The organism is Mesorhizobium sp. Cs1299R1N1, from assembly GCF_037179655.1.
In the GTDB taxonomy this organism is placed as follows: Bacteria; Pseudomonadota; Alphaproteobacteria; order Rhizobiales; family Rhizobiaceae; genus Mesorhizobium; species Mesorhizobium salmacidum.
Genome location: NZ_JAPYKR010000008.1, coordinates 309,377 through 326,366 on the forward strand (window position 1 = coordinate 309,377; position 16,990 = coordinate 326,366).

Consider the following 16,990-nt stretch of genomic DNA (forward strand, 5'->3'; position numbering starts at 1 on the left):
TCTCATTGTTCCTGCGACGGAAGGCGTTCGACGAGTCCGATCGTATTGCCTGCCGGGTCCTTTATAAAGGCCATCCATTCGCTTTCCCCCGCCGGACCGAACTGCCCCTCGGTGTCGCGATGGACCAGCGTCGGCGGCGCGGTGAAGGGAATGCCGGCTGCCCTTGCCTCGGCGTGGAAGGCTTCGAGGCCAACACTATCGAGATAGATGGTGCCGGCCGGGATGCCATCGGTGAACAACAGCCTGACATCGCCGGCCATGATGAAGGCGATGCCGGGCGGATCGTAGCGGGCATGAACGCTCATGCCGAGGACATCGCGCCAAAAGGCCAACGTCGCGTCGAGGTCGCGACCGGCGGAGAGCGCAACCTGACGAACCGCGCCGGTTGCGGGCATCTCGGTCCTAGATGGAGAAGCTGGTGCCGCAGCCGCAGGAGGCGACCGCATTCGGGTTCCTGATCTGGAACGACTGGCCCATCAAATCGTCGACGAAGTCGATGACCGAACCGCCCATATAGACCAGGGACAGATCGTCGATCAGCACCGTGGCGCCATCCTTTTCGATGGCGACGTCGTCGTCGTTGCGTGTGTCGACGAGGTCGAACTTGTAGGAAAAGCCGGAGCAGCCGCCGCCTTCGACGGAAACGCGCAGCGCTGTCTTGCCGGCTTCGGCCGAAACAATCCTGGCGATCCGCTTGGCGGCAGCCTCGGTCATCTCGACTTTCATGGCGGTCTTGGCATCCGCGCCCATAGGCGTCACCTTGCTTTCGGTTTCACATGATAGGTATGAAGCGCGACGGGGCAAGTCAACTGCGGCAGCATCAGCCATGACAAATGAGCTTGGCGACATCGGATTCGGCTATCGGCCACGCGCGGCCTATGCCACGGATCCGGCCCGCTCGCGCGGCCGGCTGTTCGACGAGGTGGAAAGTCCGACCCGCACGCCGTTCCAGCGTGACCGCGACCGGATCATCCATTCGACGGCGTTTCGGCGGCTCAAACACAAGACGCAGGTCTTCATCGCCCATGAAGGCGACCACTACCGGACAAGGCTGACCCATTCGATCGAAGTGGCGCAGATCGCGCGTGCGCTGGCGCGGGCGCTACGCGGCGACGAGGATCTCGCCGAGGCGGTGGCGCTGGTGCATGATTTCGGCCACACGCCCTTTGGCCACACAGGCGAGGACGCGCTGAACGAAAAGATGGCGGCTTGGGGCGGCTTCGACCACAACGCACAATCGCTGCGCATCGTGACCAGGCTGGAGGCTCGCTACGCCGAATTCGATGGGCTCAATCTGAGCTGGGAAACGCTGGAAGGCTTGGTCAAGCACAATGGTCCGCTCACCGACAGCAGCGGCCAAGGCCTGAAAGGGCCGGTACCGCAGGCGATCCGCGACTACTCGCAATTGCAGGATCTCGAACTTGACCGGTTCGCCGGCATCGAGGCGCAGTGCGCGGCGATTGCCGACGACATCGCCTACAACACGCATGATATCGACGATGGGCTGCGGTCAGGGCTGTTGACGCTGGACATGCTGAAGGGCGTTTCGCTGCCCGGAACGATCCTGACGAGTGTGCGCGAGCGCTATCCGAGGCTTGATGACGTGCGCACCGGTCACGAATTGATGCGGCGGCAGATCACGGCCATGGTCGAGGATGTGATCAAGTCGACGACCGCCAATCTGGAGCGGATCAGGCCGCCGAGTGCCGACGCGGTGAGGGCGGCGGGCGAGACGATGGTGACCTTTTCGGCCGAGATGGCGGAAGCCGAGAAGGAACTGAAGGCCTTCCTCTACAAGCACCTCTACCGGCACGAGGAGGTCATGCGGGTGCGCGCGGACGCCGAGCAGATCGTCAGGGACCTGTTCGATGTCTATTTCGCCGATCCGCGCGCCATGCCGGACGGCTGGCGCGAAGGGCTGGACCGCGCGCAGGATCGCATCAAGGCGCGCAGCGTCGCCGATTTCCTGGCCGGCATGACCGACACCTACGCGCTCAAGGAACACAGGCGTTTGTTTGACCGCACCCCGGATTTGAGCTAGGGCGGGCTCGATTTGCCGGCCAAAGGGCCGGATTCGTCACAAAGCCGCCAGAGCATACACCATGAACATCTTCGCCGATTTCACCGCGCGAGTCGTAAAAGCTGTCGAAGCGCTTGACCTGAAAGACAAGGACGGCGTTTCGCCTGATCTGTCGCGTATCGCCGTCGAGCCGCCGCGCGACGCCAGCCACGGCGATCTCGCTACCAATGCGGCAATGGTGCTGGCCAAGCCGACCGGACAAAACCCGCGCGCGCTGGCCGAGAAATTGGCGGAAGCGCTGCGGGCCGACAGGGACGTCGCCGCCGCCGAGGTCGCCGGTCCGGGTTTCGTCAATCTGCGGCTCAAGGACGGTTTCTGGCAGGCGCATCTGTCGGCGCTTCTGGGCGAGGGGCGCAATTATGGCCGTTCGACGATCGGCGCCGGCCACAGAACCAACGTCGAATATGTCTCGGCCAACCCGACCGGGCCGATGCATGTCGGCCATTGCCGGGGTGCCGTCGTCGGTGATGCGCTCGCCAACCTGATGGCGTTCGCCGGCTACGACGTGACCAAGGAATATGTCATCAACGACGCCGGTGGGCAGATCGACGTGCTCGGCCGCTCGGTCATACTGCGCTACCGCGAGGCGCTCGGTGACGACATCGGCGAGATACCACCAGGGCTTTATCCGGGCGACTATCTCGTCCCTCTTGGCCAGGCGCTAGCTAAGGAATTTGGCCGGGGCCTGCTGCAGATGCCGGATGAGGAGGCGCTGGCCATCGTCAAGGATCGCGCCATCGATGCGATGATGGCGATGATCCGCGAGGACCTTGCGCTGCTCAACGTCCACCACGACGTGTTTTTCTCCGAACGCACGCTGCATGCGGACAATGCCCGGAAGATCCGCTCTGCGATCAACGACCTGACGCTGAAGGGCCATATCTACAAGGGCAAGCTGCCGCCGCCCAAGGGCGAGAAGCCGGACGACTGGGAAGACCGCGAACAGACGCTGTTCCGCTCGACCGCCGTCGGCGACGACATGGACCGGGCGCTGGTCAAGTCCGATGGCTCGTTCACCTATTTCGCCGCCGATGTGGCGTATCTGAAGGACAAGGTCGATCGCGGCTTCGTCGACCTGATCTATGTTCTCGGTGCCGACCATGGCGGCTACGTCAAGCGCCTGGAAGCCTTGGCGCGCGCGATTGCCGGCGACGACGTCAAGCTCACCGTCCTCTTGTGCAATCTGGTCAAGCTGTTTCGCGATGGCGAGCCGGTGCGTATGTCGAAGCGGTCCGGCGACTTCGTGACGCTGCGCGAGGTGGTGGAGGAAGTCGGACGCGATCCGATCCGCTTCATGATGCTCTATCGCAAGAACGATGCGCCGCTCGATTTCGACTTCGCCAAGGTGACCGAGCAGTCCAAGGACAATCCGGTGTTCTACGTGCAGTATGCCTCGGCGCGCTGCCATTCGGTGTTCCGGCAGGCGAGCGAACAGTTGGGGGAGGCGAATTTCGATCGCAACGGCCTGGCGGCCGCGGCAACGTCGCTGACCGACGAAGGTGAAATCGGCCTGATCCGAAAACTCGCTGAATATCCGCGTCTGATCGAGTCCGCCGCTCTTGCGCTCGAGCCGCATCGGCTGGCATTTTATCTCTATGATCTGGCTTCCAGTTTCCATGGACACTGGAACCGTGGCACGGATAATCCGGACTTACGTTTTGTTAAGGTTAACGACCGACAATTGACGCATGCCAGACTAGGGCTGGTGCAGGCTGTTTCGGATGTTCTCACGTCCGGCCTGACGTTGATCGGAGCCGCCGCGCCCACCGAAATGCGTTAGGTTTGACTAAAAAACCTGTCACCTTTTGCCCACATTGCGCTGGTAAGGGCCAACCCTGCGCGACGTCCAAGGCGTCCGAATGAGTGCGAGTTCGGGAACAATAATGGCAGACAGAACCCAGCTGAGAGTAGCCGACAACAACGATATCGGCGAGGATGATCCGTTCGCGGAACTGACCAGGATCATGGGATTCGACCCACGCCAGCCGGTCAAGCCGGCCGAGCCGAAAGCCGCTGTCACCGATGGGGCTGCGCGAGAGGGCGATTTCGACATCGATCTCGAGAAGGAACTGATGGGCGAGTTCGACGCTGTCGATAGCGTTGCTGCTCCAGTTGTCGAAGCTCGTGAGCCGGCATTCGAGCCGATGGCCGTCGATGCGGTGGACGACGATCTTGCGCTGTCGCTCGATGACGATTTCCACCTGGACATGGCTGAAGTCGATGACCAGGCGGTCGCCGCAAGCCATGCGAACCCTGGCGCCTCGGAAGCCGTGCTGTCCGTCGAGCCTGCCTTTGACGCCGATTTCGATAGTGCCGTCGCCAGTTCTCTGGAAGACGTTTCGCCCTTCGACGACGATCTGCCAATGGAGGACGAGCTTGCCGCCTCCCTCGACCAGGATTTCCATATCGAGGACGAGGCAGCCGAGACCCGGCATGCCATTGAATCGCCGGTTGCCGAAGTGCCGGTGGCCGTCGAGCCGGCCTCCAATCATGAATTCGACGATGCGGTCGCGATCTCGCTCGAAGACGAGCTGATGCTCGACGACCATCCGGCGGATCAGCGCCAAGAGGCTGCTGTCGAATATCCAGAACCTGTACTGGCCACCGCGAGTGAGACCCAGGCGATCTCCGAAGAGGATTTCGTGGATCACTTCGACGACGCCATGGCAGATGTCGACGTGGATTTTGACGTTCAGGCGGATGAGCCAGAGGCTTTTGACGGCACGCAAGCGCACCAGTTGCTTGCCGATGCCGTCGACACGACGGACGAGATTCCAGGTGTTGAAGCCATTTCGGATGACGCTTTCGATCTGAATTTGGACGAGGCGTTTGCCCAGCCTGGCGAAGAGCCCGTCGCTGAAATCGCCGCGGCTCCGGCGCAGTCGGCAGCGCCCGTGGCAACCATTGCACCGCCAGTGCAAGCCCCCATCGCGGACGAACGAAGCCTCGAAGACGAGTTGAACGCGCTTCTTGGCGCCATGACCGCGCGCACGCCGCCATCGGCCAAGGAGCCGGTCATGGCTCAGTCCGTCGTGAACCAGCCGGCCGCGGTACCCGTTCAGCCGCCTCTCGGCGCGACAGCAAAGGTCGCGGAGGAACCCGCCGATTTTGTTGGTGATCTCGACTGGGATCTCGACGAAGCAGTATCCGAGGATGTGCATCACGCCGGATCCGCCCAGGCCGCCGGCGCCAACCTCGACGACCTGTTGCTCGATGAACTTCAGGACCAGGATTTCGGTTCGGATGGCGCTGAACAGGGCGATGTCGATCTCGACAATGATGCCTTGGATGCCGCCCTGGCCAAAAGCATCCATTCGCATGACGAAACAGCGTCCCGGCGGGATCAGGCCGATTCGCTCGATTGGCTGGCGGATCGCTCCGCACAGTCGGAGCCGGCCCGTTCCTGGAGCCGCGTGACACCGGTCCCCCAACAGCCGGCATTTGCCGCGCAGCCTGTCGCCTCGACGGCGGCCAGGACGGCAGCGCCGGAAGTGGCCACGGTGCCTTCCTACCGTTCGGCCGAGCCGGTTGCAGCTGCTCCCTATATGGCTCCGGTGTCGGCACCGCAGGCGCCGCAGTCCTCGAGCTATGAAGAGATGCCCGATGTCGAGACGGTCGATGTGCCGGAGCGTGTCGTGGCGCTGGCTGACGATCTCGACATTCCAGAGTTGCATTTCGAGGAAGATCAGCCGGCAGCGTCCGGTTATGACGATCTCGACGCCGAATTCGCCAGCCTTCTGACTGAGATGAATTCCGTGGAGGTCGCGCCTGCTGACGCCAGCGCCGCCGCTTATGCCGACGAATCCTACAATGCCGGGTACAATCCGGGCTATGACAAGGTCAATCCGGGATATGGCGCAGCCAATCCGGGCTATGACGCAGTCAATCCGGGATATGACAGGGTCAATCCGGGCTATGACAGCGTCAATCCCAGATATGGCGCGGCCAATCCGGGATCCGAAGAGCCCAGGCAAGCCTATCAGCCGGAAGCGCGGACCTATGCGGCACGGCCGGCGGAAATGGCTGGCCGCGCGTCGGCGGCTTCGGCCTATGCCGATGCCGCCGAAGGCTTCGATCTCGACAATCTGCCCGGCAGCCAGCCGGTCTCGCAGGCGGACGATTTTACCGTCGATGAACTCGACTACGATCCCGAACTGGACGAAGCGATGTCGGTTCCGGGCCTCGGCGAGCGGGAAGCCGCCAGGTCGTCGGGCCGGCGCGGCCTGTTCATTGCCGCGATTGTCGGTGCCGTGGCGGTCGCTGGCGGTCTTGGCGCCTTCGCGCTGTCTTTGGGCGGCAAGGGCGGCAGCGAAGCTCCGGTGATCGTCAAGGCCGACAATTCGCCGATCAAGATCAAGCCGGAAAATCCGGGCGGCGCCGTGGTGCCGAACCAGGACAACAAGGTCTATGACGCGGTGGTCAAGGGTGCGAAGCCCGCCGAGCCGGTCCAGCAGAAGCTTGTCACCAACGTCGAGGAACCGGTGAACGTGCAGGCGAAGGACGCGGCCCGCGCAGTCGATCTTTCTCCCGACCAGAACGCTGCCGCCGGCACGGATGGCGGCGGCGACGTTTCGACCGCTGGCGCGGCCCCGGCCGACAACGCGGCGCCCGCGCCGAAGTCGGAGGATCGCATCGCGCAGGTCCTGCAGGACGCCGACAAGGGCACCAACAATAATGTTGTTGCCGTTGCGCCGCGCAAGGTCAGGACCATGGTGGTCAAATCCGACGGATCACTGGTGGCGCGCGAGGACCCGGCACCGGCGGCACCCCAGGTGGCCGCGGCGGAGCCGACCGATCCGGCGCCACAGCATGTGGCGCCTGCCGGTCAGGCCGAGGCCGACCAGACTGGCACCGACCAGACTGGCACCGATCAGACTGGCACCGATCAGACTGGCACCGTGGCGCCCGCCGCCGCGCAGGCCGACGATGCGCCGGCTCTGAAGCCCGCCGCCAAGCCTGCCAAGGCTGAAGCCAAGGCACAGTCGGCCAACACGCCAGCCAAGGTTGCGATCGCGCCGCAGCGTCCGTCCGACCAGCCGGTCGACGTGGTCGGCGAGGTCAAGCCCGATCAGGTCGCTTCCATCGATCCGGCCTCGACCGCGACCGGCAGCGGTTCGTGGTCGATACAGATCGCTTCGCAGCCGACGGTGGACAGCGCCCAATCGACCTACCGGGATCTGCAGCGCCGCTATGGCAGCGTGCTTTCCGGCCGCACGGCCAACATCGTCAAGGCCGAGATTGCCGGCAAGGGCACGTTCTACCGCGTCCGCGTTCCGGCCCAGTCGCGCAACGACGCCATCAATTTGTGCACCAGCTACAAGGCTGCGGGCGGCAACTGCTTCGTATCGCGCTAGACGTCGATCCATCTCTCAAAGCCGGCGCGGCCCAAGCACACGCCGGCTTTTTCATATGGCGACATTCATATGCCTGACTTTTTCATGTGGAAGCATGTCTTGCAGCCCGCCGCATGCGGTCAGGCATGATTCCCTTTGATCGCGCGAAGCCCTAGACTCCTGAAATGACCGAATCAAAATCCATGATCCTCGGCTGTGCCGGGAAATCGCTCACCCGCGAAGAAATCAATTTCTATCGCAACGAATGCCCGTGGGCCTTCATCCTGTTTGCCCGCAATATCGGCGAGGCCGAGCAGATCCGCGATCTTGTCGCCGAAATGCGCGACTGTATCGGACGCCCTGACGCGCTGGTGTTCATCGACCAGGAAGGCGGCAGGGTACAACGCCTGCGGCCGCCGCTGGCCCCGAACTATCCGGCCGGTAGCGCGCTTGGGGCGCTGTGGCGCGATGACCACGACGCCGGTGCCCGCGCCGCCTGGCTGATGGCACGGCTGCATGCCTTCGACCTGCTCCGCTACGGCATATCGGCGGATTGCCTGCCGGTACTCGACGTGCCGATCGAAGGGGCCAGCGATGTCATCGGCGCGCGCGCCTACGGCAAGGATCCGCGTCCGGTCATCGAACTCGGCCGCGCCGCGGGCGAGGGCCTGATGTCGGGTGGCGTGCTGCCCGTGATGAAGCATATTCCGGGGCACGGCCGAGCCTTTGCCGACACGCATTTCGAACTGCCTGTCGTCGACGCCTCGCTCAGCGATCTGCAGCGGCACGACTTCGCTCCGTTCCGCGAGCTCAACCATCTGCCGATGGCAATGACCGCGCATGTCGTCTACAGCGCGATCGATCCCAAGAACCCGGCGACGACTTCCGGCAAGGTCATCGACGAGATCATTCGACGCGAGATCGGCTTCGATGGACTGCTGATGAGCGACGACACGTCGATGAAGGCACTTTCTGGGGATTTCCCGACAAAGGCGGCCTCGATCCTTGCGGCGGGCTGCGATCTGGTCCTTCACTGCAACGGTATTTTTGAGGAGATGGCTGGCATCGCATCGCGCACCACAGGACTTGAAGGCAAGTCGCTGGAGCGCGCCAAGCGGGCGATGACCTATATAAGCAAGCGCGACGCGGCCGAAGAAACCGAGATCCGTGCCGAATTCGCCACCTATTTCGACGCGGTGGCCTAGCAAGAGGACGTGACAGGCAGTGGCGGAAGCATTGGAAAGCAAGGCCGCGAAGGCTGCACCGATGGACCGTCTGTGGGCCGAGAACGATGAGTCACGGCTGACGGGCGACCCCTCGCTGGTCGTCGACGTGGCCGGCTTCGAAGGCCCGCTGGATCTTCTCTTGCATCTTGCCCGCACCCAGAAGGTCGACCTGGCGCGCATTTCGATCCTGGCGCTGGTCGAGCAATATTTGACCTTTGTCGAGACGGCGAGGGCGCTGCGGCTCGAACTTGCCGCCGACTATCTGGTGATGGCGGCGTGGCTGGCCTTTCTCAAATCGAAGCTCCTGATCCCCAAGCAGCCGGGCGAAGAGGGCGAAAGCGGCGAGGAACTGGCGGCGGTGCTGCAATTCCGGCTAAAGCGGCTCGAAGCCATGCGCGACGCGTCGGCGCGACTGGTCAACCGCAACCGGCTCGGCCGCGACGTGTTCGCGCGCGGCATGCCGGAAATGGTCATCATCGAGAAGCGCAACACTTATTCGGCTTCGCTCTACGATCTCTTGACCGCCTATGCCCAGCAGCGGCAGAAGCAGGCGATCACCAATGTGACGATCGCCAGGCGCGGCGTCTGGTCACTCAAGGATGCTCGCGACATCCTGACCCGGCTGATCGGCTCGCTGCGCGACTGGACGACGCTCGACAGCTTCCTCATCCAATATCTGACCAGCCCGCAAGAGCGGCGCACCGCGATCGCCAGTTCGTTCGCGGCCACACTGGAACTGGTGCGCGAGCGCAAGATGGATATGCGGCAGGACGAGGTGTTCGCACCGATCTATCTGCGCGACCACCGCGCACAGGCAATCAAGGCAGTCGAGGTGGCATCATGAGCGAACGCGCCAACGCTTCGGTCATTCCTTTCAAGATGGACGATGAGCCGGAAGAGGGCGAGATCGATCAGGCTTCGGCCCAGAATCCAGTACAGAATCCGGCCGAGCGGCTGCATATGGCGGAAGCCGTGCGCATGGCCGAGGCGATCGTGTTCGCCAGTGCAGAGCCCGTCAGCGAAAAGCAGCTCGCCGCACGGCTTCCCGATGGCATCAACGTCGCCCTCGCCATGACAGAGCTGCAGCAGATCTACGCCCGGCGAGGCGTCAATCTGGTGCGGGTCGGCGACGCCTGGGCGTTCCGCACCGCCGGCGACCTGGCCTTCCTGATGAGCCGCGATACGGTGCAGCAGCGAAAACTGTCGCGGGCGGCGCTCGAGGTGCTGGCGATCATTGCCTATCACCAGCCGGTGACGCGCGCCGAGATCGAGGACATCAGGGGCGTCGAGACCTCGAAGGGAACGCTGGATACGCTGCTCGAGACGGAATGGGTGCGCATGCGCGGCCGGCGCAAAACGCCCGGCCGTCCCGTTACCTATGGCACCACCGAAACCTTCCTCGACCATTTCGCGCTCGAGGAGATCCGCGATCTTCCAGGTATGGAGGAACTGAAGGGCTCGGGTCTGCTCTCAGGCCGCATGCCGTCGAACTTCTCCATCCCGCAGCCGCCCGCCGATCCCGACGTGCTGACCGAGGACGAGGATCCGTTGACCGACATCGATCTCGAGGAGCTCGGCCTGCTGACGCCGCGCGTCACGGAAGATTGACCACGAGCGCCTATCAAAAGCCGCTTTACGCCTTTACATGCGCCGTTTGGTAGCGGGCCGCTTCGCTGAAAATGCGTGACATCCGACACCCTTTCATAAACTCTGTCGCGGTTGTGTTTGAATCCCAACGCGAAAACGCATAGATCATCGCCAGGGAAACCATTCGAGAGAGATTTGCTATGGGTTCATTTTCGATTTGGCACTGGATGATCGTGCTGGTCATCGTGCTTCTGGTGTTCGGCCGCGGCAAGATCCCCGAGCTGATGGGCGACATGGCCAAGGGCATCAAGAGCTTCAAGAAGGGCATGGCCGACGACGACGTCGCCGACGACAAGCGCACCGTCGAACACCGTGCCGATGAGACCGTTTCGGCCGCGAAGGAAAAGGCCAGCAAGAGCTGAGCCAAAGAGTTCTAGTCGGAACAGATTGCCATGTTTGAAGTCGGCTGGACCGAAATGCTGGTGATCGCGATCGTCATGATCGTGGTCGTCGGGCCAAAGGATTTGCCCAACATGCTGCGCACCTTTGGCCGCACGGCGGCGAAGCTGCGCGCCATGGCGGGCGACTTCCAGAAGCAGTTCAACGAGGCGTTGAAGGAAGCCGAGCTCGACGACGTCAAGAAGTCGGTCGACGAGCTCAGGGGCCTGAGCCCGGTTGCCGAGATCAAGAAGCAGCTTAATCCGTTCGAGCAGGCTGCGGCCGATGTGCGCGCCGGCGTCGACGCCGTGATGAAGCCGAAACCAGCGGCCGATCCGTCGGCGCCCGCCGCTTCGACGCCACAGGTGGCCGAGCCGTTGAAGAACGGTGCAACGACCATGCCTGGCGTCAACGGGCCTGAAGCCACGACACCAGCCCCGATTTTCCCGGCGATGACCGATGAATCGGTGGTGGCGGCATCCACGGAATCTGCCGTTGCGCCCAAGGCAGCTAGGAAAACCGCGAAGACGGCACCGGCTGCGAAGGCGCCGTCCAAGGCCTCGACGTCCGCGAAGGCCGTGACGGCAAAAGCCGCGCCCGCGCCCAAGGCGCCGACGAAGGCCACGACAGCGGCAACGCCTGCGGCCGTGACGAAGCCTGCCGCCGCCAAGTCGACCGCCGCCAAGGCTGGGACGAAAGCCGAACCGAAGCCTGCTCCGGCGAAGAAGCAGGCGACCAAAAAGACGGCTGGAGCCGCCAAGTGAGCGTTTCGGACAAGGAAAAGGACGAGATCGAAAAATCGTCGGCGCCGCTGATGGAGCACCTGATCGAGTTGCGCAGGCGGTTGATCTGGTCGCTCGGTGGCTTCTTCGTAGCCTTCCTGGTCTGCTTCTTCTTCGCCAAGCGGCTGTTCAACATTTTGGTCGTCCCCTTCAAATGGGCGACGAAATGGGCGGGGCTCGACCCGCACAAGGTCGAGCTGATCTACACCGCGCCGCAAGAGTTCTTCTTCACCCAGGTCAAGCTCGCCATGTTCGGCGGCATGGTCATCGCCTTCCCGTTGATCGCCACGCAGATCTACAAATTCATCGCGCCCGGCCTCTACAAGAACGAGCGCAATGCCTTCCTGCCGTTCCTGATCGCATCGCCCATCCTGTTCCTGATGGGCGCCTCGCTGGTCTATTTCTTCTTCACGCCGATGGTGATGTGGTTCTTCCTCGCCATGCAGCAGGTCGGCACGGACGACCAGGTACAGATTTCCCTGCTGCCGAAAGTGTCGGAATATCTCAGCCTCATCATGACGCTGATCTTCTCCTTCGGTCTGGTGTTCCAGCTGCCGGTGGTGACCAGCTTGATGACGCGTGTCGGCATGCTGTCGTCCAAAGCGCTGGCGGAAAAGCGCAAATGGGCGATCGTCATCGCCTTCATCGTGGCCGCGGTGCTGACACCTCCAGATCCGATGAGCCAGATCGGTCTGGCCCTTCCGACCATCCTTCTCTACGAGGTCTCCATCTGGGCCGCGCGATGGATCGAGCGGGATCAGGAAAAGCAGCGGCTTGCCCGCGAGAAGCAGGAAGCCGGCGAGACCGTGGCGGACAAGGCGCCGGACGAGCCGCCAGCGCCAGCTGCTTCGTAGGACAACAGGGCCGGGCCAGCGTCGGAAAACAGCAATCAGCCCATCTTGCATCGATCAAGGATGCGGTTTACCCCCTCTGACTGAAACGCATCGCCATAAAGGCGGTGCGTTTCAGTTTTGTTTTGAGCATGTCGTTGTCCCAAAACCGCTACGCACTTTTGGGCGACATGCTACCCGAGGAGCGTTCAAACCATGCTTGACATCAAATGGATTCGCGACAACCCGAAGGCCCTTGTCGAGGCGCTCATCAAGCGCTCGTGGCCGTCGGCTGAGGCGCAGTCCACGGTCGATGACCTGATCACCCGGGATGAGGCGCGGCGCGAGCATGTCACCGAACTGCAGACCAAGCAGGAGCGCCGCAACGCCGCCTCGAAGGAGATCGGCAACGCCATGCGTTCGGGCGATGCCGCCCTTGCCGAAAAACTCAAAGCCGAAGTCGGTGAGATCAAGACTTTCATCCAGAACGGCGAGGCGCGCGAGCGCGAGCTCGACAAGGCCCTGAACGACGCGCTGGCGGTGCTGCCCAATGTGCCGCTCGACGACGTGCCGGTCGGCAAGGACGAGCATGACAATGTCGTCAGGCATATCGTTGGCAAGGCACCGACGCGGCCGAACTGGGTGAAGGAGCATTTCGAGATCGGCGAAGCGCTCGGCATGATGGATTTCGAGCGCGCGGCAAAGCTGTCGGGCTCGCGCTTCACCGTGCTCAAGAGCGGCCTGGCGCGGATGGAACGCGCGATCGGCCAATTCATGCTCGACCTGCACACGACCGAGCACGGCTATGAGGAGATCATCCCGCCGCTGATGGTGAAGGACGACGTTCTGTTCGGCACCAACCAGTTGCCGAAATTCGAGGAGGATCTGTTCTTCACGCCACACGGGGAGGGCAGGCTTGGCCTGATCCCAACCGCCGAAGTGCCACTCACCAATCTCGTGCGCGAGGAAATCACGTCGCATGAAAAGCTGCCGCTGCGCTACACCGCGCTTACGCCCTGCTTCCGTTCGGAGGCAGGCTCGGCGGGGCGTGACACGCGCGGCATGCTGCGTCAGCATCAGTTCTACAAGGTCGAACTCGTGTCGATCACCGACCAGGAATCCTCGCTGGCCGAGCATGAGCGAATGACGCAGTGCGCCGAGGAAGTGCTGAAGCGGCTCGGCCTGCCGTTCCGCACCATGGTGCTGTGCACCGGCGATATGGGCTTTGGCGCCCGCAAGACCTATGACATCGAGGTCTGGCTGCCCGGCCAGAATGCCTATCGCGAAATCTCGTCCTGCTCGGTCTGCGGCGATTTCCAGGCGCGCCGCATGGATGCCCGCTACAAGGACAAGGACGGCAAGGGCAACCGCTTCGTCCATACGCTCAACGGTTCGGGCACCGCTGTCGGCCGCGCCCTTATTGCTGTCATCGAAAACTACCAGAATGAGGATGGCAGCGTAACCATTCCTGAAGTGCTGCGGCCTTACATGGGCGGCCTGGAAAAGATCGAATCGAAATAATGCGCATTCTTCTGACCAATGATGACGGCATTCATGCCGAGGGCCTGGCGTCGCTCGAGCGCGTCGCCCGCACACTGTCCGACGATGTTTGGGTGGTGGCGCCGGAGCAGGACCAGTCGGGTTATGCCCATTCGCTCTCGATCTCGGAGCCGCTGCGGTTGCGAAAAATCAGCGAGAAGCATTTTGCCGTGCGCGGCACGCCGACCGATTGCGTCATCATGGGCGTCAGGAAGATCCTGCCCGGCGCCCCCGACCTGATCCTGTCCGGCATCAATTCGGGCGCCAACATCGCCGATGACGTGACCTATTCGGGCACCGTCGCCGGTGCCATGGAAGGCGCGCTGCTCGGCATCAGGTCGATCGCGCTCAGCCAGGGCTACAGCTATGTCGGCGAGGATCGCGTCGTCCCTTACGAGACGACCGAAGCACTGGCGCCGGCGCTTTTGAAGAAGCTCGTCGCGGCGCCGCTGCCCGACGGCGTGCTGCTCAACGTCAATTCCCCAACTGCCTTCCCGAGGAGGTGGCCGGCACTGTTGTCACCACGCAGGGCAAGCTGGTCCACAGCCTGTGGGTCGACGAGCGCCGCGACGGCCGTGGCCTGCCTTATTACTGGCTGCGCTTCGGCCGCGAGCCGGTCGAAGGCAAGCAGGGAACCGATCTCTTTGCCCTGCGCAACCGGCTGGTGTCGGTGACGCCGTTGCAGCTTGACCTCACCGCGCACGAGATCCGTGACCAATTGAGCAAGGCGCTTGCATGAACCAAGGCTTTCCAATCGACGATCGCGAAGGATTTGCCGCTTTCCTGTTGCGCCTGCGCGGCAGGGGCACGGTGCCGAAGGCGCTGATCGCGGCTTTCGAGGCGACACCCCGGCGCGGCTTCCTGGCGGCGCAGTTCCACCCGATCGCCTGGTCGGATCGCATGTTGCCGATCGAATGCGGCGAAGCGATCGAAGGGGCTGACATGCAGGCGGCGGTGATCGCCGCACTCGCTATCGAAACGGGAAACCGCGTGCTAGAGATCGGCACCGGTTCCGGCTACACTTCGGCTGTCATATCGCGGCTGGCGGCGCGCGTCGTGACCGTCGATCGCTACAAGACGCTGGTCGAGCAAGCCCGGCAGCGATTCGAGGCGCTCGGCATTGGCAATGCCATCGTGCGCCAGGCCGATGGTTCCAACGGATTGCCCAATGAGGGGCCGTTTGACCGCATCGTGGCCTGGGCGGCGTTCGACAGCCTGCCGCGCTTCCTGCTCGACCAATTGTCGAGCGGCGGCATCGTCATCGCACCGATCGGGCCGGAGGAGGGCGAGCAGGTGCTGGCCAAGCTCACCAAGGTCGGCAGCCGTTTCGAACGCGAGGATATCGGTATGGTGCGGCTGCAACCAATTCTGCGCAGCCTGGCAGCGGTTATCTAGTTTCAGGCCGGCTGCCAGATCTCTTTCGGGCCCGCTATCGGCATCGCCGACCATCCTCAAATGTTTTAAGAAAATTTTCGTCGGATTCTAATGGGTTAACCGCCCAGTAACATTAACGCGCTTTAATCCTGTCCAGTTGGTGCAGCGTTTGTGCGGGTTAGTGCGATGCAACTCAGTGTTTTGAAGGCAAATAGTCGCAATCTGGCGCGGGGCTGCGCTGTTCTGATGATTGCGGGCGCGGCGGCTGGGTGCAGTTCCCAGGCTTCGCGGTTCAACAGTGTCGATGACGTCTTCACTTCCTCGACAAACAATCAGCGCGCCATCATCAACAAGCAGGATGCGGTGCAGCCCTATCCGGGCGATGTGTCGGCCGCTCCGCTCGACGGCAGCCATACGCAGTCGGTCAGTCGCTCCAGTCTCGAACCGGTTTCCAGCCGGCCATTGCCGCCGCCGGCTTCCGCGCAGGCGCAGCCGGCTCCAGCGCTCGCGTCCGCCGCCAATCCGGTGCGTGTCGCATCGGCGCCGGCCCTGGTTCGGCCCGCTCCTCATGTCGACAGGACGACGACCGGTGCTGTCGCGCCGGCCGCCAAGCCTTTCAAGAATGCCCAGCCCGGCGAGCCGAAGATGGCCCAGGCAGGCACACCGCACGCGACAGAAATCGTCGTCAGGGACGGCGAGACCATTTCCGGCCTGGCGGCGCATTACAAGGTGCCGGCCGATGTCATCATGAAGGTGAACGGCCTGAGCCCGACCAAGGGGCTGAAGACCGGCCAGAAGATCGTCATCCCGGCCTATGGCTATTCAAGCAAGGGCGAGCCGAAGGTTGCCGACGCAAAGCCGGCGAAAGACGGCAAGCACGATCTGCCGGCCACCGCGCCGGACAAGGTCGCCGTGCTGCCGCAGCAGCCGAAGCCCAAGGAGGGTAAGTCCGCGGCTCAGGTCGACGCGTCGGCCGCCGCGAGCCAGCCCAAGGAGCCCAAGCCGGCGCAGCTGGCCAAGGCAACCGGCGCCGCGGGCACCTATACGGTCCAGTCGGGAGACACGATGTCCTCGATTGCCAGGAAGACCGGCGTCGGCGTCGTCGCGCTGAAGCAGGCCAATGGCATGAAGGATGGCTTGCTCAAGATCGGCCAGACCCTGAAGGTACCGGCGGGCGGAACAGCGACAGTAGCCAGCGCCAAGCCGGCCAAGGTCGATCCGGTGACCACGGCAACCACGCAAGCTCCGGCAAAGACCACGCCGTCGGAAACGCTGGCATCCTACACGCCGCCGAAGAAGGACGCGAAGGTCATCCAGCAGGCCGAGGACGACGACGCGGTGGCGCCGGGTGCCACTGGGATCGGCAAGATGCGCTGGCCGGTTCGCGGCCGGGTGATTTCCGGTTTCGGATCCGGCAAGGACGGCGTCGACATCGCCGTGCCAGCAGGAACGCCGGTCAAGGCGGCCGAGAACGGCGTCGTCATCTATGCCGGCGACGGGCTGAAGGAATTCGGCAACACGGTGCTGGTGCGTCACGAGAATGGTCTGGTCACCGTCTATGGTCATGCCAGCTCGATCGAGGTGCAGCGCGGCCAGAAGGTCAAGCGCGGCCAGGAAATCGCACTCTCGGGTATGAGCGGCACGACGGACTCGCCGAAGCTGCACTTCGAAGTGCGCAAGAACTCGGCTCCGGTCGATCCGTCAGGCTATCTCGAATAGAATAAAAAAAGCGATTTGCGGGCCGTCTGACCTCCAGTCCGGCCCGCCGGCTCAGGCCCGCCCCGAAAGGAGCGGGCTTTTT

14 protein-coding genes and 1 pseudogene are annotated in these 16,990 nt (G+C 63.2%); 13 read left to right on the forward strand and 2 right to left on the reverse strand.

Going from position 1 to position 16,990, the window contains the following annotated elements; translation table 11 throughout:
* Nucleotides 1-2 precede the first annotated feature (2 nt).
* Together O7A70_RS19725 and erpA are read right to left on the reverse strand one after the other, a co-directional pair.
* Complete coding sequence (locus O7A70_RS19725; RefSeq protein ID WP_337141865.1) at nt 3-395, reverse strand: VOC family protein; 393 nt, start codon at nt 393-395, stop codon at nt 3-5.
* A gap of 7 nt (nt 396-402) precedes the next feature.
* A complete protein-coding gene (gene erpA / locus O7A70_RS19730; protein ID WP_140508725.1) occupies nt 403-750 on the reverse strand; it encodes an iron-sulfur cluster insertion protein ErpA in 348 nt (115 codons plus the stop codon).
* 76 nt (nt 751-826) lie between these two features.
* On the opposite strand from erpA, the gene O7A70_RS19735 reads away from it, so the two are divergent.
* The 13 genes and pseudogenes from O7A70_RS19735 to O7A70_RS19795 all read left to right on the forward strand — a co-directional run bounded on the left by O7A70_RS19735 (nt 827) and on the right by O7A70_RS19795 (nt 16,908).
* Nucleotides 827-2,041, forward strand: coding sequence for a deoxyguanosinetriphosphate triphosphohydrolase (locus O7A70_RS19735; protein WP_337129323.1), 1,215 nt, complete (start codon nt 827-829; stop codon nt 2,039-2,041).
* A 61-nt stretch (nt 2,042-2,102) separates the two neighbouring features.
* A complete protein-coding gene (gene argS, locus O7A70_RS19740; protein WP_337141866.1) occupies nt 2,103-3,860 on the forward strand; it encodes an arginine--tRNA ligase in 1,758 nt (585 codons plus the stop codon).
* Nucleotides 3,861-3,963: 103 nt separating this feature from the next.
* On the forward strand, nt 3,964-7,434 hold the full coding sequence (locus tag O7A70_RS19745; protein WP_337141868.1) for an SPOR domain-containing protein: 3,471 nt from the start codon (nt 3,964-3,966) through the stop codon (nt 7,432-7,434).
* A gap of 164 nt (nt 7,435-7,598) precedes the next feature.
* Nucleotides 7,599-8,618 (forward strand): beta-N-acetylhexosaminidase, encoded by a 1,020-nt coding sequence (gene nagZ, locus O7A70_RS19750; protein WP_337141869.1) that lies wholly within the window; start codon nt 7,599-7,601, stop codon nt 8,616-8,618.
* 61 nt (nt 8,619-8,679) lie between these two features.
* Nucleotides 8,680-9,483, forward strand: coding sequence for a segregation and condensation protein A (locus O7A70_RS19755; RefSeq protein ID WP_337141870.1), 804 nt, complete (start codon nt 8,680-8,682; stop codon nt 9,481-9,483).
* Nucleotides 9,480-10,247 carry an SMC-Scp complex subunit ScpB gene (gene scpB / locus O7A70_RS19760; RefSeq protein ID WP_337141871.1) on the forward strand — a complete coding sequence of 256 codons (768 nt, stop codon included), beginning with the start codon at nt 9,480-9,482 and terminating at the stop codon, nt 10,245-10,247. Before O7A70_RS19755 ends, scpB begins: the two co-directional genes overlap by 4 nt.
* Nucleotides 10,248-10,426: 179 nt before the next feature.
* Nucleotides 10,427-10,648 carry a twin-arginine translocase TatA/TatE family subunit gene (locus O7A70_RS19765; RefSeq protein WP_015317533.1) on the forward strand — a complete coding sequence of 74 codons (222 nt, stop codon included), beginning with the start codon at nt 10,427-10,429 and terminating at the stop codon, nt 10,646-10,648.
* A 30-nt stretch (nt 10,649-10,678) separates the two neighbouring features.
* Nucleotides 10,679-11,428, forward strand: coding sequence for a Sec-independent protein translocase protein TatB (gene tatB, locus O7A70_RS19770; protein WP_337141872.1), 750 nt, complete (start codon nt 10,679-10,681; stop codon nt 11,426-11,428).
* Nucleotides 11,425-12,300, forward strand: coding sequence for a twin-arginine translocase subunit TatC (gene tatC, locus O7A70_RS19775; RefSeq protein WP_337107238.1), 876 nt, complete (start codon nt 11,425-11,427; stop codon nt 12,298-12,300). The genes tatB and tatC overlap by 4 nt, the downstream gene beginning before the upstream one ends.
* Nucleotides 12,301-12,492: 192 nt before the next feature.
* Nucleotides 12,493-13,797, forward strand: coding sequence for a serine--tRNA ligase (gene serS / locus O7A70_RS19780; protein WP_337141873.1), 1,305 nt, complete (start codon nt 12,493-12,495; stop codon nt 13,795-13,797).
* Nucleotides 13,797-14,554 (forward strand): annotated as a pseudogene (surE, locus tag O7A70_RS19785) (5'/3'-nucleotidase SurE). Before serS ends, surE begins: the two are co-directional and overlap by 1 nt.
* Entirely contained in the window at nt 14,551-15,210 is a 660-nt protein-coding gene (locus tag O7A70_RS19790; RefSeq protein WP_337141874.1) for a protein-L-isoaspartate(D-aspartate) O-methyltransferase, read from the forward strand. Before surE ends, O7A70_RS19790 begins: the two are co-directional and overlap by 4 nt.
* A 165-nt stretch (nt 15,211-15,375) precedes the next feature.
* On the forward strand, nt 15,376-16,908 hold the full coding sequence (locus tag O7A70_RS19795; RefSeq protein WP_337141875.1) for a peptidoglycan DD-metalloendopeptidase family protein: 1,533 nt from the start codon (nt 15,376-15,378) through the stop codon (nt 16,906-16,908).
* Nucleotides 16,909-16,990: the final 82 nt, after the last annotated feature.

Coding starts and splice junctions, on each gene's coding strand:
- O7A70_RS19725 (WP_337141865.1), bottom strand. CDS start 395: ATGCCCGCAACCGGCGCGGTTCGTCAGGTTGCGCTCTCCGCCGGTCGC.
- erpA (WP_140508725.1), bottom strand. CDS start 750: ATGGGCGCGGATGCCAAGACCGCCATGAAAGTCGAGATGACCGAGGCT.
- O7A70_RS19735 (WP_337129323.1), top strand. CDS start 827: ATGACAAATGAGCTTGGCGACATCGGATTCGGCTATCGGCCACGCGCG.
- argS (WP_337141866.1), top strand. CDS start 2,103: ATGAACATCTTCGCCGATTTCACCGCGCGAGTCGTAAAAGCTGTCGAA.
- O7A70_RS19745 (WP_337141868.1), top strand. CDS start 3,964: ATGGCAGACAGAACCCAGCTGAGAGTAGCCGACAACAACGATATCGGC.
- nagZ (WP_337141869.1), top strand. CDS start 7,599: ATGACCGAATCAAAATCCATGATCCTCGGCTGTGCCGGGAAATCGCTC.
- O7A70_RS19755 (WP_337141870.1), top strand. CDS start 8,680: ATGGACCGTCTGTGGGCCGAGAACGATGAGTCACGGCTGACGGGCGAC.
- scpB (WP_337141871.1), top strand. CDS start 9,480: ATGAGCGAACGCGCCAACGCTTCGGTCATTCCTTTCAAGATGGACGAT.
- O7A70_RS19765 (WP_015317533.1), top strand. CDS start 10,427: ATGGGTTCATTTTCGATTTGGCACTGGATGATCGTGCTGGTCATCGTG.
- tatB (WP_337141872.1), top strand. CDS start 10,679: ATGTTTGAAGTCGGCTGGACCGAAATGCTGGTGATCGCGATCGTCATG.
- serS (WP_337141873.1), top strand. CDS start 12,493: ATGCTTGACATCAAATGGATTCGCGACAACCCGAAGGCCCTTGTCGAG.
- O7A70_RS19790 (WP_337141874.1), top strand. CDS start 14,551: ATGAACCAAGGCTTTCCAATCGACGATCGCGAAGGATTTGCCGCTTTC.
- O7A70_RS19795 (WP_337141875.1), top strand. CDS start 15,376: ATGCAACTCAGTGTTTTGAAGGCAAATAGTCGCAATCTGGCGCGGGGC.